We start from the raw sequence: 14,039 nt of genomic DNA on the forward strand, positions 1-14,039 counted from the left end.
GCACTTTTTTATGTTCGGCCAGTGGCTCCCGGGTGCTCGCTTTCTTTTGTCTTGGCACCGAATATGGGACACTAGGCCGCCTGAAGGAGACCTAGTGCATGCGGCTATTCACCCTGATCCTGATCCTCCTGCTGGGGGGACTGCAATATGACCTCTGGCTGGGGAAGAACGGGCTATCCGATTATCAGAACCTGTCGGAGGCCATCTCGCAGCAACAGCGGGACAACCAGACTCTCAAGGATCGTAACGACCTCATTTACCGCGAGATAGATGATCTCACCTCGGGCCTCGAGGCCATCGAGGAGTTGTCGCGCAACGATCTGGGCTACATCAAGCAGGGGGAGACCTTCTACCGGATCATCCCCAAAGAGAAAGACAAAGAGACCGTGCCAGTGGATGCCCCTTACGATGACTGATGCCAGCCTTGTATCCGGCCTGACGGCGATCGTCCCTGCCGCCGGTATCGGCAGCCGGATGGGGGCCGATTGCCCCAAGCAGTACCTGCAACTGGCGGGTAAAACCATTCTCGAACACACCCTGGAGCGGCTGCTCTCCCACCCGGCCATCGCCCAGGTGATCGTGGCGCTGGCGCCCCATGATCGCTGGTTCGAGGCCCTGCCCGTGGCGGCCGACCCGCGCATTGTGCGGGTAGAGGGAGGCGTCGAGCGCGCCTTTTCCGTCCTCAATGGTCTTCATGTGGCGCAAGGGGAGTGGGTGCTGGTGCACGATGCGGCCCGCCCCTGCCTGACTCACGGCGATCTCGATGCGCTGATTGCCGCGGCCATGAACTGCGGCGGTGCCATTCTCGGCAGTCGGGTGCGCGATACCATGAAACGCTCCGATGGGGAGGGCAATATCATCGCCACTGTCGAGCGTGAGCAGCTCTGGCATGCCCTGACGCCGCAGATGTTCCCGACCCGTGCCCTGAAACGGGCGCTCGAAGAGGGGTTGCTGTTGGGCGCCACCATCACCGACGAGGCCTCCGCTATGGAGCGGGCCGGATTCACGGTGCGGATGGTGGAGGGGCGCGCCGACAATATCAAAGTGACCCGGCCGGAAGACTTGTCGCTGGCGGGGCTGTTTTTAAGCCAGCAGGCATAAGCCCCTCAGTCAGAACAGACCGTTCAGAGCAGAGTGTCTCGAACAAACAGGCCCGAACAAGGAGTTAGCATGATCCGGATTGGACATGGTGTGGACGTACACAAAATTGATGGGGTTGGTTTCAGCATGTTGGGAGGTTGCCGCTGATGATGCGCATTGGTCATGGTTTTGATGTCCATAAATTTGGTGGTGTTGGCCCCTGCATGCTGGGTGGCGTGCCGGTTCCCTACGAGCAGGGGCTGGTTGCCCACTCCGACGGCGATGTGGTGCTGCACGCGGTAAGCGATGCCCTGCTGGGGGCTATCGGTGCCGGTGACATCGGTCGCCACTTCCCCGATACCGCTGCCGAGTTCAAGGGGATCGACAGTCGCATCCTGCTGCGGGATGTCTTTGCCCGGGTACAGCAGGCGGGTTATGCCATCGGCAACCTGGATGTGACCATCATCGCCCAGGCCCCCAAAATGGCTCCCCATATCGACGCCATGTGCGCCGTGCTGGCTGCCGATCTGCAATGTGATTTGAACCGGGTGAACGTCAAGGCGACCACCACCGAACAGCTTGGGTTTACGGGGCGCAAGGAAGGGATCGCCACCGAAGCCGTCGTCCTACTGGTGAAACAATAATGCTGGAACAACTTGCCTATCTGCACGGGGCGCCCACTGCCCGCGGTATCCTCAAGGCCGAGGCCGCCGACTTCGTGGTGAATGAAGATCTCGGGTTTGAGCCTTGCGGTGAAGGGGAGCACATCTTCGTCCGTGTGCGCAAAACCGGCGAGAACACCGCCTGGGTGGCGGGTCTGCTGGCCGATGCGGCCGGGGTCAACCGCAATGCGGTGACCTGGGCGGGCCTGAAGGATCGCCACGCGGTGACCGAGCAGTGGTTCGGCATTCACTTGCCGGGCAAGGCGGAACCGGATTTGTCAGTCATCGAGAGCGACAGCATCCAGATCCTGCAAGCCAGGCGTCACAACCGCAAATTGCGGGTCGGCTACCTCAAGGGCAACCATTTCACCCTGCGTCTCACCGGTCTGGAACAGGCCGAAGGGCTGGAAGCGCGCCTGCAGGCCATCGCCGGGCAGGGGGTACCCAATTACTATGGTGAGCAGCGTTTTGGCCGCGATGGCAACAACCTGGAAGCGGCCAAGGCGATGTTTGCCGGCAAGCGGATCAAGGATCGCAACAAGCGCTCCCTCTACCTCTCTGCCGCCCGCAGCATGCTGTTCAACGCCATTGTCAGCGCCCGTATCGAGCTGGGGCTGGCTCATCAGCTGTTGGCCGGTGATTGCGTGATGCTCAAGGGCAGCCACTCCATCTTCAGTGAAGAGGTGCTGACCCCCGAGCTGGAAGCGCGTCTCGCCTCCGGCGATGTACAGCTCACCGCGCCCCAATGGGGCCGTGGCCGTTTGGCCAGTCAGGGTGCCGCTGCCGAGTTCGAACAGGGCGTGTTGGCCCCTTACAGCGATTGGTGTGACGGGCTGGAGAAGGCGGGGCTGGATCAGGACAGGCGCCCGCTGCTGCTCAAGCCGGAGCAGATGAGCTGGCAGCTGGACGGCGAGGCGCTGACCCTCTCCTTCTTCCTGCCGGCGGGCGCGTTTGCCACCAGCGTGGTGCGCGAGTTAATGCAGGCCGAAGAGGCCGATCACGGTTTCAGGAATCAGACCGATGCGAATTCTGGTCAGTAATGATGATGGGGTGCATGCCGAGGGCATTCGTGCCCTCAGCGAGGCGCTGCGCGCCTGCGGCGAGGTCATTGTGGTGGCGCCGGATCGCAACCGCAGCGGCGCGAGTCACTCCCTGACGCTAGAAGTACCGCTGCGGGTTACCCGCATTGCAGAAAACGGCTTTAATGGGTGCGAGAGCTATGCGGTGAAGGGCACGCCGACCGACTGCGTGCATCTGGCGGTCAACGAGCTGGTGCGCCCTGAACCCGACATGGTGGTGGCCGGCATCAACCACGGCGCCAACTTGGGGGATGATGTCATCTACTCGGGCACGGTCGCCGCGGCCACCGAGGGGCGCCATCTTGGCTACCCCTCCATCGCCATCTCGCTGGTGGGCAAGACCCACTTCGCCACGGCGGCCCACTATGCGGCCCTGCTGGTGAAGGGGCTGATGAAACACCCCCAGCCTGCCGATCAGATCCTCAACGTCAACGTGCCGGACTTGCCCCTCGAGCAGATCAAGGGGATCAAGACCACCCGCCTTGGCAATCGCCACCGGGCGGAGTCGGTGATCTGCACCGAGGATCCCCGTGGCCAGCCCATCTACTGGATCGGCCCCCCCGGTAGCCAGCAGGATGCCGGTGAAGGCACCGATTTTGCTGCCATCGAGCAGGGCTATGTCTCGATTACCCCCCTGACCATCGATATGACTGCCTATGACAGTCTCGCCGGTCTGGGGGCCTGGTTAGATCTGCAGGGATGAGGGTGGTGTGATAGTACAGCGCCTGTTAAATCAGCTCATTGCGCAGGATATTCGCGATTTTCGCGTGCTGGCGACCATCGCGAAAGTGCCGCGCCAGCTGTTTGTGGACGAGGCCATGGCGCACAAGGCGTGGGACAACACCGCCCTGCCCATTGGCCACGGCCAGACCATTTCGCAGCCCTATATGGTGGCGCGAATGACCGAGTTGCTGATGCAAAACAATCCGGCCCATGTGCTGGAGATTGGCACTGGCTCGGGCTACCAGACGGCGATCCTCGCCCATCTGGTGGAGCATGTGTATACCGTGGAGCGGATCAAGTCGCTGCAGTTCCAGGCAAGACGCCGGCTGCGTCAGCTCGATCTGCACAATGTCTCGGCCAAGCACGGCAACGGCTGGCTGGGGTGGCCCAACAAGGGGCCTTATGACGCCATTCTGGTGACGGCCGCGGCGAGCGAGATCCCGACGGCACTGACCGATCAGCTGGCCGAAGGGGGCCGACTGGTGTTGCCCGTGGGTGACAGCCAGCAGACCCTACAACTGATCGAACGATCCGGATCCCAGCTGACCAGCCGTATTCTGGAGCCGGTACGTTTTGTTCCCCTGATTGACGGAGATGTTGAGTGAAGTTGTTTTCCCGTTTGTACGTACTGGTGATGCAGTGGGCTCGCCACAAGCATGCCCCCTGGTATCTCTCCATCACCGCTTTCATCGAGTCGGTATTCTGGCCGATCCCGGTGGATGTGATGCTGGCGCCGATGGCGCTCGCCAAGCCCCACAAGGCATGGCACTACGCCACGCTGGCCACCCTCTTCTCTGTGCTGGGCGCCCTGTTTGGCTATGCCCTTGGCTATGCCCTGTGGGATCCGGTCGTGCTGCCACTGGTGGAGTCTGTCGGCTATCAGGACAAGATCGAGATTGCTCGCAACTGGTTTGAGCAGTGGGGGATCTGGGTCATTTTCATTGCCAGCTTCACCCCTATCCCCTACAAGGTGTTTACCGTGACGGCAGGGTTGTTGCAAATGGCTCTGCTGCCCTTCATCATCACCTCCCTCATCGGTCGTGGCATGCGCTTTTTCCTGGTTGCGGGCCTGATGCGCTGGGGTGGCGAGAAGATGGAACGCAAACTGATGCACTACGTAGATGTGCTCGGTTGGCTCTGTATTGGTCTGGCCGTGGTGGCCTATTTCTGGTTTAGTCGTTAAGGATCCATTATGCGTTCGCGTATTTGGCAAGGAAGCAGTGTCGTGGTGTTGTCATGGCTGCTGCTTGCCTGCTCCTCCAGTAAAAATGCAGCTCCGGTAGATGGTGTTGATGAGGGGCAGTTTGTCTCGACCATTCCGGCTCGCCAAAGCGGTGCCCAGGTCAGCGCCCCCATTCAGGGCGGCAGCTATGTGGTGAAGCGGGGCGATACCCTCTACTCCATCGCCTTCAACTCCGGCAACGACGTGCCGTCGCTGGCCAGCCTCAACAACATCAGCCCGCCCTACAACATCTATCCGGGGCAGCGTCTGCGACTCGATGGTTCCAGCGCCAGCATGAGCAGCAGCCGCAGTGCCGGTACCTATGAGGTGCGCCGCGGCGATACCCTGAGCAGCATCGGCCGCCAGTTTGGCATGACACCGCAGGCGCTGGCCCAGAGCAACAACCTGAGCGCCCCCTATGCGCTGCAGCCGGGTCAGGTACTCAACGTCCAGACCGCTGGCGGTGGTTCGACCCAGATGGTGGCTGCGACTCGTCCGGCAACCGTGACGCCGGTGGCCGTGAGCCGTCCGAGCAGCGGTCCGCGTCCGTTGGCCGAGCCGAGTGGATCTGGTCAGACCACGCCGTTCATCTCTCAGAAATCCGTTGCTCCGGCAGCACCGAAGGAATACGCTCAGTCCAAAGAACAAAAAACAAACAACTCCCAGTCGAGACTTGCTTGGCACTGGCCCGCAAAAGGCCGGATTGTCGAGGGGTTCTCTGTTGCAGAACAGGGTAACAAGGGGATCGACATAGCCGGCCAGAAGGGGCAACCCGTCTACGCCGCCAGCAGCGGTAAAGTGGTATACGCTGGCAGTGCTTTAAGGGGGTACGGCAAGCTGATTATCCTCAAGCATGATGATGACTATCTCTCCGCCTACGCACACAACGACGAGTTGCGGGTGAAGGAAGGGGACAGCGTCAAGGGGGGCTCGGTCATTGCCAACATGGGTAGCACGGACGCGCCGGATGTGCGATTGCATTTCGAGATCCGGTACAGAGGCAAGTCGATCAATCCGATGAGCTATTTGCCAAAGCGTTAACCCCAGAGAGACCGTCTTACTCTGGTAACGTCAGGGAGACACACCATGAGCCAAGAACAACTGGTAATGCAGGATGCAGAGTTAGAGTTTGACGCTGAACCCGAATCTCACGAGGTAGAAGAGTTGCAGGAGGTAGCCGCCGAGGCGGACGAGACTATCTCCGATGAGTTGCTGGCACCTGAGCTGAATAAGGTGATGGATGCCACGCAACTCTATTTGGGGGAGATAGGTTTCTCCCCGCTGCTCACTGCCGAAGAGGAAGTCTACTACGCCCGTCGTGCCTTGCGCGGTGACAAAGCCGCCCGCAAGCGCATGATCGAGTCCAACCTGCGACTGGTGGTGAAAATCGCCCGTCGTTACAACAACCGCGGCCTGGTGCTGCTGGATCTCATCGAAGAGGGCAACCTCGGTCTTATCCGCGCGGTCGAGAAGTTCGACCCCGAGCGCGGCTTCCGTTTCTCTACCTATGCCACCTGGTGGATCCGCCAGACCATCGAGCGGGCCATCATGAACCAGACCCGCACCATCCGTCTGCCCATTCATGTGGTCAAGGAGTTAAACGTTTATCTGCGCACCGCGCGCGAACTCTCTCACCGTCTCGATCATGAACCGACCGCCGAGGATATCGCCTTCGCGCTGGATCGTTCGGTGGATGACGTGAACCGCATGCTCAAGCTCAACGAGAAGATCACCTCGGTGGATACCCCCATCGGCGGCGATCGCGACAAGGCGCTGCTGGATGTGCTCTCCGACGAGCGCGGCATGGGGCCAGAGCTGGAGTCACAGGAAGATGATATGCGTAGCAGCATCGTGCACTGGCTGGAGGAGCTCAACCCCAAGCAGCGGGAAGTGCTGGCCCGTCGTTTCGGTCTGCTGGGCTACGAGCCCGCTACCCTCGAGGATGTGGGGGCCGAGATTGGCCTGACCCGCGAGCGGGTACGCCAGATCCAGGTGGAGGGGCTGCGCCGTCTGCGGGAGATCCTGCTGAGCCAGGGGCTCTCCATCGAGGCGCTATTTCGTACCAATTAAGCATCCGCACCAATTAAGTCCGCACCAACGCAATACGGCATCAGCCAGATAGCACGAGGGGAGCAACAGCTCCCCTCGTTTTTTATTGCCTGTCGTCTGGCGATACCGATGCGGTTAGACCAGCTCGGCCAGCATGGTGTCGGCGTAGGGCACCAGCGCTTCACCCTTCTTCACCTTGGCCAGATAGTCCGGGTTGGCGATAAGCGGACGACCGATGGCCACCAGATCGAAGCGGTTGGCCTCGATGGCTGCGGCGGCGCGCTCGGCGTCGTAGTTGCCTACCCCGACCAGATTGCCCTTGTAGTGGGCGCGCAGATAGTCGGAGGCGCGGCCACCCAGATAATCGAAGGTGAGGTTGTCATCGAAGATGCCGAGGTGGATATAGGCCAGCGGGCGATCGTTGAGCTTGCCCAGCAGGTAGTCGAACACGGCGCGATCTTCTGGGCTGCCCGCCAGATGGACATAGGCACCCGGGGAGAGGCGCAGGCCAACCCGCTCACCACCGATACGGGCGCTGATGGCATCGACCACTTCCAGCGCGAAGCGGCTCATCTTTTCCGGGCTGCCACCGTAGTTGTCGCTGCGCAGGTTGGTGGAGTGGTGCAGGAACTGGTCGATCAGGTAGCCGTTGGCACCGTGGATCTCCACCCCGTCAAAGCCCGCCTCGATGGCGTTGGCAGCGGCCTGGGCGTAATCCAGTACCAGCTGGGCGATTTCCGCCTCGGTCAGGGCACGCGGCACCTGATAGGTCAGCTCGCGCATGCGGGGCACTGTGCCCTCGTGCGCCACGGCAGAGGGGGCCAGCACTTCAGCCTGATGGAAGAAGGGGTGGGAGAGGCGACCGACGTGCCACAGCTGGGCGAAGATCTTGCCGCCCTTGGCGTGTACGGCGCTGGTGACTTTCTTCCAGCCATCGATCTGCGCCTGGGTGAAGAGGCCCGGGGTATTGGGGTAGCCCTGCGCATCGGGGCGGATGATGACGGCTTCGGAGACAATCAGGCCGATGTCGGCGCGGCGGCCGTAATAGGCAGCCATCTGCTCGGTCGGCACCAGACCTGGGCCTGCCATACAGCGGGTGAGCGGGGCCATCATGAAGCGGTTGGCCAGGGTCAGAGTGTCATTGAGTCGATACGGCTGGAACAGGGTATTCATGATAGGTTGTCCTGAACGAGTTATTCTTGAACGTGCATTCAAGACGTTTTTTGCATCGGGCGCAAGCTTTTTTTGAATGTGCGTTCAAGAAGGTTGGCCCGCGCGGGCGGCTGGGGTAAACTTGCCGCCCTTTCCAGCCACTCTTTATCGGCGGGCCTTGTTGCCCCTTGCCGGTGAACCATTTCCCACGGGAGGAACCATGCGCATTGCCGAGTTTGATCGTTACGAGGTGCTACGAAATGCCATGGAGGCGTTTCGCGCCAAGGGGTACGCCAAGACCACCATGCAGGAGCTGGTGGCTGCCACCGGACTGCACCCGGGCAGCATCTACGGCGCCTTTGGCAACAAGCGTGGCCTGCTGCTGGCGGCCGTCGATCACTATGTGGAGAGCAAGCGAGCCCTGCGTCGCTCCCTGCTCGACAACCCTAGCCCGCTGGCCGGTCTTGCTGCCTATCTCGATCAGGTGGTGACCGAGGCGCTCTGTGGTACCTGTCTGGTGACCCGCACCATGATGGAGCTGAGCGAGCAGGACGAAGAGCTGACCCAGCGGGTCAAGGGGATCTATGGCGAGCTGGAGCAGGATCTGGCGGATCTGCTGGCACAGGCGCAGCAACGTGGTGAACTGGCGCCGGATCGGGATATCCGCACCCTGACAGCTCTGCTGCTGATCAACCTGCAGGGCCTTATCACATTCGCCCAGTGCCGCCCCGATCGCCCCCTGCTGGACGACGTAGTCGCCCAACTGATGCGGGCCCTGCGGGCGTAATGCGCGCCCGGAAACAACCATGCCTCCTGCGGGAGCCATGGTTGTTTCCGGGGATGCCACACGCGCCGGGTTGTTTGCTCCCTTCTCCCCTTGCGGGAGAAGGGTTGGGGATGAGGGGGAGGGCTCTGCTCAGCGCAATGAGAGCCAAATATGGGCCAGTACGACCTCCATCCGACTCAGTACATCGTTATTCCACACTCGTATCACCCGAAATCCCTGCTGATTGAGATAAGCTGTCCGAGCCTCGTCATGAATCTGGTTCGCTTGTGTTCCGTGTTGCGAACCATCCACTTCGATGATCAATCCCTGTTCAAGGCAGATAAAATCCACCACATAGGGGCCGATGGGCATTTGGCGGCGAAATTTCAGCCCCGCCAGACGGCGATTACGCAGCTGTTGCCACAGTTTCTGCTCTGCCTGTGTGGCATCTCGTCTCAGTCGCTTGGCAACACGGTTGCTCTCCATTAATTGCTCCCACTCTGTATCGCCATATAGATATAGCCAGCTTCCCATCTGTTTACCGGTTGGGTATTGCGTCCCCTCACCCTAGCCCTCTCCCAATGGGAGAGGGAACAGATCGAGTTGTGGTTGGGATTGGGCTGACCATCACTGTGTTCATTGCCGGATTCGAGTTGGGGAAGCTGGATTGGGTAATAGGGAGATGACGGTAACTTTTTGAATGTATGGGGAATCGCCTGGCTGGCTGCGATGCTGCAAGTTGCAGCGTAACTGCTCCCTTCTCCCCTTGCGGGAAAAGGGTTGGGGATGAGGGGAAAGAAGCCCCCTCACCCTGACCCTCTCCCAATGGGAGAGAGAACCGATCGAGGATCTATCGGGATTGGGTAATACGAAAATGACGTTAACTTATTGAATGTATTGGGAATCGCCTGGCTGGCTGCGATGCTGCAAGTTGTAGCGTAACGGCTCCCTTCTCCCCTTGCGGGAGAAGGGCTGGGGATGAGGGGGAGGGAGCAGGAGCAGCCCTCACCCTAACCCTCTCCCGGAGGGAGAGGGAACTGATCGAGGTCTGTGCGGGCATCGTGGTCGGTCAACAAGAACCTTCATCAAATCCTTGAGCCACACCTGCGCCGGTTGTTGCGTATGCGCCTATGGGGTATGCCAGACGCTGCGGTCTTACCTCGGCCCCACCAGCTCTTTCATCAAATCTTTGAGCCACACCAGTGCGGGTTGCTGGGCGTGCACGGGGTGCCAGACGCAGTTGAGGTGGTAGTCGGGCACGTCCTCGGGCAGCGGCAGGCTTTTCAGCGGCCAGTGGGTGGCGAGCAGCTCGGCCACCATGCTGGGCAGCACCAAGAGGTGATCGCTCTGGCTGACGATGGCGGCGGCGGACATATAGCTCTGACTGTTGACCGAGATGGTGCGGCTAAAGCCCAGGCTCTTCAGATAGCGGTCGAGGCTCGCCTCCGAGGTGCCAAGGGGCGAGTGGAACACATGGGGCATGGCGATAAGCTGCTGCAGGGTGATGCGTTCCATCCACTGGGAGGGGTCATCCTCGGCGCCGGCAGGGGCCGATTTGGCAATCGGCAGATCGGCGCGTACCAGCCCGGCCAGCGGCTCGGTGAGCCAGGTCTCTTTGCCCAGATACCCCGGCACCTGCATGTACTCGTCAAAGCCCAGCACCAGATCGATCTCGCCGCTCGCCAGCTCGGCCTCTGGCAGGGTGTCGCGCAGGATGCGGATCTCGATGGTGACCCCCGGCGCCAGCCGTCTGAGCCGCTGGATAAGCGGCGGGATCAGCACGCACTCCACGTAATCTGTGGTGCAGAGCACGAAGCGCCGCTTCGACTGGCTCGGCTCGAACTCTTCTTCCTCGCTGAGCTGCTGCTCCAGCAGCCGCAGTGCCTGCTGTACCCCGAGATGCAACCGCTGGGCGCGCGGGGTTGGCAGCATCCCCTGCGGGGTGCGCACCAAAAGCGGGTCGCCGAGAAAGGTGCGCAGCCGGTTAAGCGAATGGCTCATGGCGGGCTGGCTGATAAAGAGCGCTTCGGCGGCGCGGGTGACGCTGCCCTGCGTCATCAGGGCGTCAAACGCGAGCAGCAGATTGAGGTCGAGCTGGTGCAGTTTCATGGGGGGATTATTCGCCGTGTTTATGGGACAATCCATCCTATTCATTTGATGGATGGTGGCGCAACGTCTTAATCTGCGACCCACTGTTATTTTTTCAGGGTTCCCGCGCCGCTTCGGGCGTCAATGGGGGGCCTCAATCCATGCAAGGAGCCTTGCGATGAGCATCAAGACCATTCATTCCACACCGGCCGCCGACGGCTTCACCATGCCCGCCGAGTGGGCGCACCAGCAGGCCGTCTGGATGATCTGGCCGTTTCGTCCGGACAACTGGCGCGTAGCCGGTCGCTTCGCGCAAGAGACCTTCGCCAAGGTGGCCGATGCCATCGGTGGTGCGACTCCGGTCTTTATGGGGGTTCCGGCCCGGTTTATAGAGCAGGCCCGCGCCATCATGCCCGCTCACGTCACTCTGGTCGAAATGGACAGCGATGACTGCTGGGCCCGCGATACCGGCCCGACCATCGTTACCAACGCTGCCGGCGAGTGCCGTGGGGTGGATTGGGGCTTCAACGCCTGGGGCGGTCACAAGGGCGGTCTCTACTACCCGTGGAATCAGGATGAGGAAGTGGCAGCCCAGATGCTGACCCAACACGAGATGGCTCGCTACGATGCGCCGCTGATTCTGGAAGGGGGCTCCATCCACGTCGATGGTGAAGGCACCTGCCTGACCACCGCCGAGTGCCTGCTCAACGAAAACCGCAACCCGCACCTGACCAAAGAGCAGATCGAAGCTCACCTGCGCGACTATCTGGGCGTCACCAGCTTTATCTGGCTGGACGAGGGCGTCTACATGGATGAGACCGACGGCCACATCGACAACATGTGCTGCTTCGTGCGTCCGGGTGAAGTGGCGCTGCACTGGACTGACGATCAGAACGATCCCCAGTACGCCCGCTCCGTGGCCGCCCTCAAGGTGCTGGAAGCGGCGGTCGATGCCAAGGGTCGCAAGCTGAAAGTGTGGAAGCTGCCCCAGCCGGGCCCGCTGTTCTGCACCGAAGAGGAGTCTGCCGGTGTCGAGAGCGGCAGCGGTGTGCCGCGCGAGGCAGAAGGCCGTCTGGCCGGTTCCTATGTGAACTTCCTCATCACCAACGATCGCATCGTCTACCCGCTGCTGGATGCCGCCACCGATGGTGAAGCCCAGCGCATTCTGGAAGAGATCTTCCCGGAGCACACCGTGATCGGCGTACCGGCCCGCGAGATCCTGCTGGGCGGTGGCAATATCCACTGCATCACTCAGCAAATCCCTTCTGGGAAATAAGCCGCAGGTTCGACTAACTCGACAAAACCCCACATCGTGGGGTTTTGTCTCTTGATATACGGGGGTCGGGAGCTGTAGCGGCTGCGACTACCCTGAAGCGATTCGCTGCGATATTGCCGCGTTAGCCGATATCGCACACCGTCACCCTTTACAGGAGATCAAAATGATCGAAGTGACCGAGGTTTCCATTGCCGAGCTGCGTGCCGCGCTCGAATCAGGCCGCACCACAGCGGTCGAACTGGTCAAGGCCTATCTGGTCCGGATCGAGGCCTACAACGGCCCCGAGACTGCCACCAAACTCAACGCCGTGGTGGTCGCCAATCCCGATGCACTGAAAGAGGCGCAAGATTCCGATGCTCGCCGCGCCCGTGGCGAGCCCCTGAGCCCGCTCGACGGCATCCCCTACACCGCCAAAGACAGCTATCTGGTCAAGGGGCTGACCGCCGCCTCCGGCAGCCCGGCCTTCAAGGATCTGGTAGCCCAGCGCGATGCCTTTACCGTTGAGCGCCTGCGCGCCGCCGGTGCCATCTGCCTTGGCAAAACCAATATGCCGCCGATGGCCAATGGCGGTATGCAGCGCGGCGTCTATGGCCGTGCCGAGAGCCCCTACAACGCCGACTACCTGACTGCGCCGTTTGCCTCCGGCTCCTCCAACGGTGCCGGTACTGCCACCGCCGCCAGCTTCTCCGCTTTTGGTCTGGCGGAAGAGACCTGGTCGAGCGGCCGTGGCCCGGCTTCCAACAACGGTCTGTGCGCCTACACCCCGTCCCGTGGCGTCATCTCGGTGCGCGGCAACTGGCCGCTGACCCCGACCATGGATGTGGTGGTGCCCTATGCCCGCACCATGAACGATCTGCTGGAAGTGCTCGACGTAGTGGTCGCCGACGATGCCGACACCCGTGGCGATCTGTGGCGCCTGCAGCCCTGGGTGCAGCTGCCCAAGGCCTCCGATGTGCGTCCTGCTTCCTATCTGGATCTGGCTGCCAAGGCCGATGCCCTCAAGGGCAAGCGCCTCGGTGTGCCGCGCATGTTTATCAACAAGGATGAACTGGCCGGCACCAGCGAAAACCCCGGCATCGGTGGCCCGACCGGTCAGCGCATCCATACCCGCGAGACCGTGATCGCCCTCTGGGAAGATGCGCGCAAGGCGCTGGAAGCTGCTGGCGCAGAAGTTATCGAAGTGGACTTCCCGCTGGTTTCCAACTGCGAAGGGGACCGACCCGGCGCGCCGACCGTGTTCAATCGTGGCATCGTGAGCCCGGAGTTTCTCAACGACGAGCTGTGGGAGCTCTCCGGCTGGGCGTTCGACGACTTCCTGCGCGCCAATGGCGATCCCAAGCTTAAGCAATTGGCCGATGTCGATGGGCCGAAGATCTTCCCCCACGATCCGGGCACCCTGCCTAACCGCGAGGGCGATCTGGCGGCGGGCATGGACGAGTACGTCAATATGGCCAAGCGTGGCCTGAAATCGTGGGACGAGATCGCCACAGTGCCGGACGGCCTGCGCGCTCTGGAGAAGACCCGCAAGCTGGATCTGGAAGACTGGATGGACGGGCTCAAGCTCGACGCCGTGCTGTTCCCCACCGTTGCCGATGTCGCCCCGGCTGACTCCGACGTGAACCCGGCCTCCGCCGATATCGCCTGGAGCAACGGCATCTGGGTTGCCAACGGCAACCTCGCCATTCGCCACCTCGGCGTGCCGACCGTCACCGTCCCCATGGGGGTGATGGCCGATATCGGTATGCCGGTGGGGCTGACCTTCGCCGGTCGCGCCTATGACGACAACAACCTGCTGCGCTTTGCTTCGGCCTTCGAGTCCACCGGCAGCAAGCGTATGGTGCCGCCGCGCACGCCGCCGTTGGCTTGAGCGTCGCCGCTGGCCTGATAGTTGTTAGATCAGGCACAAAGAGAGAGGGAGGCATCATGCCTCCCTCTTTTTTCG

Annotated in this window: 15 protein-coding genes; 12 read left to right on the forward strand and 3 right to left on the reverse strand. The window is 61.5% G+C overall.

Going from position 1 to position 14,039, the window contains the following annotated elements; translation table 11 throughout:
* Positions 1–98: 98 nt before the first annotated feature.
* The 9 genes from ftsB to rpoS all read left to right on the forward strand — a co-directional run bounded on the left by ftsB (position 99) and on the right by rpoS (position 6,836).
* On the forward strand, positions 99–416 hold the full coding sequence (gene ftsB, locus ACW5W8_RS09980) for a cell division protein FtsB (RefSeq protein ID WP_498627645.1): 318 nt from the start codon (positions 99–101) through the stop codon (positions 414–416).
* On the forward strand, positions 409–1,101 hold the full coding sequence (ispD, locus tag ACW5W8_RS09985) for a 2-C-methyl-D-erythritol 4-phosphate cytidylyltransferase (RefSeq protein ID WP_498627647.1): 693 nt from the start codon (positions 409–411) through the stop codon (positions 1,099–1,101). Before ftsB ends, ispD begins: the two co-directional genes overlap by 8 nt.
* Positions 1,102–1,247: 146 nt before the next feature.
* Positions 1,248–1,724, forward strand: coding sequence for a 2-C-methyl-D-erythritol 2,4-cyclodiphosphate synthase (ispF, locus tag ACW5W8_RS09990; protein ID WP_040097825.1), 477 nt, complete (start codon positions 1,248–1,250; stop codon positions 1,722–1,724).
* Positions 1,724–2,782, forward strand: coding sequence for a tRNA pseudouridine(13) synthase TruD (truD, locus tag ACW5W8_RS09995; protein ID WP_498627649.1), 1,059 nt, complete (start codon positions 1,724–1,726; stop codon positions 2,780–2,782). The genes ispF and truD overlap by 1 nt, the downstream gene beginning before the upstream one ends.
* Positions 2,763–3,524 carry a 5'/3'-nucleotidase SurE gene (gene surE, locus ACW5W8_RS10000; RefSeq protein WP_498627650.1) on the forward strand — a complete coding sequence of 254 codons (762 nt, stop codon included), beginning with the start codon at positions 2,763–2,765 and terminating at the stop codon, positions 3,522–3,524. The genes truD and surE overlap by 20 nt, the downstream gene beginning before the upstream one ends.
* Before the next feature lie 7 nt (positions 3,525–3,531).
* Positions 3,532–4,149 (forward strand): protein-L-isoaspartate(D-aspartate) O-methyltransferase, encoded by a 618-nt coding sequence (locus ACW5W8_RS10005; RefSeq protein WP_005335507.1) that lies wholly within the window; start codon positions 3,532–3,534, stop codon positions 4,147–4,149.
* Positions 4,146–4,727 (forward strand): YqaA family protein, encoded by a 582-nt coding sequence (locus ACW5W8_RS10010; RefSeq protein WP_021229508.1) that lies wholly within the window; start codon positions 4,146–4,148, stop codon positions 4,725–4,727. The genes ACW5W8_RS10005 and ACW5W8_RS10010 overlap by 4 nt, the downstream gene beginning before the upstream one ends.
* Positions 4,728–4,736: 9 nt before the next feature.
* Positions 4,737–5,807 carry a LysM peptidoglycan-binding domain-containing protein gene (locus ACW5W8_RS10015; RefSeq protein ID WP_323924999.1) on the forward strand — a complete coding sequence of 357 codons (1,071 nt, stop codon included), beginning with the start codon at positions 4,737–4,739 and terminating at the stop codon, positions 5,805–5,807.
* A gap of 45 nt (positions 5,808–5,852) precedes the next feature.
* Positions 5,853–6,836, forward strand: coding sequence for an RNA polymerase sigma factor RpoS (rpoS, locus tag ACW5W8_RS10020; RefSeq protein WP_005335504.1), 984 nt, complete (start codon positions 5,853–5,855; stop codon positions 6,834–6,836).
* Between the two features lie 114 nt (positions 6,837–6,950).
* Here rpoS and ACW5W8_RS10025 read toward each other — a convergent pair whose 3' ends face one another.
* Positions 6,951–7,988 carry an alkene reductase gene (locus ACW5W8_RS10025; protein WP_498627652.1) on the reverse strand — a complete coding sequence of 346 codons (1,038 nt, stop codon included), beginning with the start codon at positions 7,986–7,988 and terminating at the stop codon, positions 6,951–6,953.
* A gap of 199 nt (positions 7,989–8,187) precedes the next feature.
* Here ACW5W8_RS10025 and ACW5W8_RS10030 point away from each other — a divergent pair, with 199 nt between their 5' ends.
* The gene (locus ACW5W8_RS10030; protein WP_498627653.1) at positions 8,188–8,754 is read left to right on the forward strand and encodes a TetR/AcrR family transcriptional regulator; all 567 of its coding nucleotides are present in this window, start codon (positions 8,188–8,190) and stop codon (positions 8,752–8,754) included.
* A 129-nt stretch (positions 8,755–8,883) separates the two neighbouring features.
* On the opposite strand, the gene ACW5W8_RS10035 is transcribed toward ACW5W8_RS10030, so the two are convergent.
* Together ACW5W8_RS10035 and ACW5W8_RS10040 are read right to left on the reverse strand one after the other, a co-directional pair.
* Positions 8,884–9,219 carry an endonuclease domain-containing protein gene (locus ACW5W8_RS10035; protein WP_167574115.1) on the reverse strand — a complete coding sequence of 112 codons (336 nt, stop codon included), beginning with the start codon at positions 9,217–9,219 and terminating at the stop codon, positions 8,884–8,886.
* 669 nt (positions 9,220–9,888) lie between these two features.
* On the reverse strand, positions 9,889–10,842 hold the full coding sequence (locus ACW5W8_RS10040) for a LysR family transcriptional regulator (protein ID WP_498627655.1): 954 nt from the start codon (positions 10,840–10,842) through the stop codon (positions 9,889–9,891).
* A gap of 157 nt (positions 10,843–10,999) precedes the next feature.
* Here ACW5W8_RS10040 and aguA point away from each other — a divergent pair, with 157 nt between their 5' ends.
* On the forward strand, positions 11,000–12,097 hold the full coding sequence (gene aguA / locus ACW5W8_RS10045) for an agmatine deiminase (RefSeq protein WP_498627656.1): 1,098 nt from the start codon (positions 11,000–11,002) through the stop codon (positions 12,095–12,097).
* Between the two features lie 163 nt (positions 12,098–12,260).
* Positions 12,261–13,964, forward strand: coding sequence for an amidase (locus ACW5W8_RS10050; RefSeq protein WP_498627657.1), 1,704 nt, complete (start codon positions 12,261–12,263; stop codon positions 13,962–13,964).
* Positions 13,965–14,039 lie beyond the last annotated feature (75 nt).

It is taken from the genome of Aeromonas aquatilis (assembly GCF_054052405.1).

Excerpts from the sequence above, each read along its gene's own strand:
- ftsB (WP_498627645.1), top strand. The coding sequence starts at position 99 with ATGCGGCTATTCACCCTGATCCTGATCCTCCTGCTGGGGGGACTGCAA.
- ispD (WP_498627647.1), top strand. The coding sequence starts at position 409 with ATGACTGATGCCAGCCTTGTATCCGGCCTGACGGCGATCGTCCCTGCC.
- ispF (WP_040097825.1), top strand. The coding sequence starts at position 1,248 with ATGATGCGCATTGGTCATGGTTTTGATGTCCATAAATTTGGTGGTGTT.
- truD (WP_498627649.1), top strand. The coding sequence starts at position 1,724 with ATGCTGGAACAACTTGCCTATCTGCACGGGGCGCCCACTGCCCGCGGT.
- surE (WP_498627650.1), top strand. The coding sequence starts at position 2,763 with ATGCGAATTCTGGTCAGTAATGATGATGGGGTGCATGCCGAGGGCATT.
- ACW5W8_RS10015 (WP_323924999.1), top strand. The coding sequence starts at position 4,737 with ATGCGTTCGCGTATTTGGCAAGGAAGCAGTGTCGTGGTGTTGTCATGG.
- rpoS (WP_005335504.1), top strand. The coding sequence starts at position 5,853 with ATGAGCCAAGAACAACTGGTAATGCAGGATGCAGAGTTAGAGTTTGAC.
- ACW5W8_RS10025 (WP_498627652.1), bottom strand. The coding sequence starts at position 7,988 with ATGAATACCCTGTTCCAGCCGTATCGACTCAATGACACTCTGACCCTG.
- ACW5W8_RS10030 (WP_498627653.1), top strand. The coding sequence starts at position 8,188 with ATGCGCATTGCCGAGTTTGATCGTTACGAGGTGCTACGAAATGCCATG.
- ACW5W8_RS10035 (WP_167574115.1), bottom strand. The coding sequence starts at position 9,219 with ATGGAGAGCAACCGTGTTGCCAAGCGACTGAGACGAGATGCCACACAG.
- ACW5W8_RS10040 (WP_498627655.1), bottom strand. The coding sequence starts at position 10,842 with ATGAAACTGCACCAGCTCGACCTCAATCTGCTGCTCGCGTTTGACGCC.
- aguA (WP_498627656.1), top strand. The coding sequence starts at position 11,000 with ATGAGCATCAAGACCATTCATTCCACACCGGCCGCCGACGGCTTCACC.
- ACW5W8_RS10050 (WP_498627657.1), top strand. The coding sequence starts at position 12,261 with ATGATCGAAGTGACCGAGGTTTCCATTGCCGAGCTGCGTGCCGCGCTC.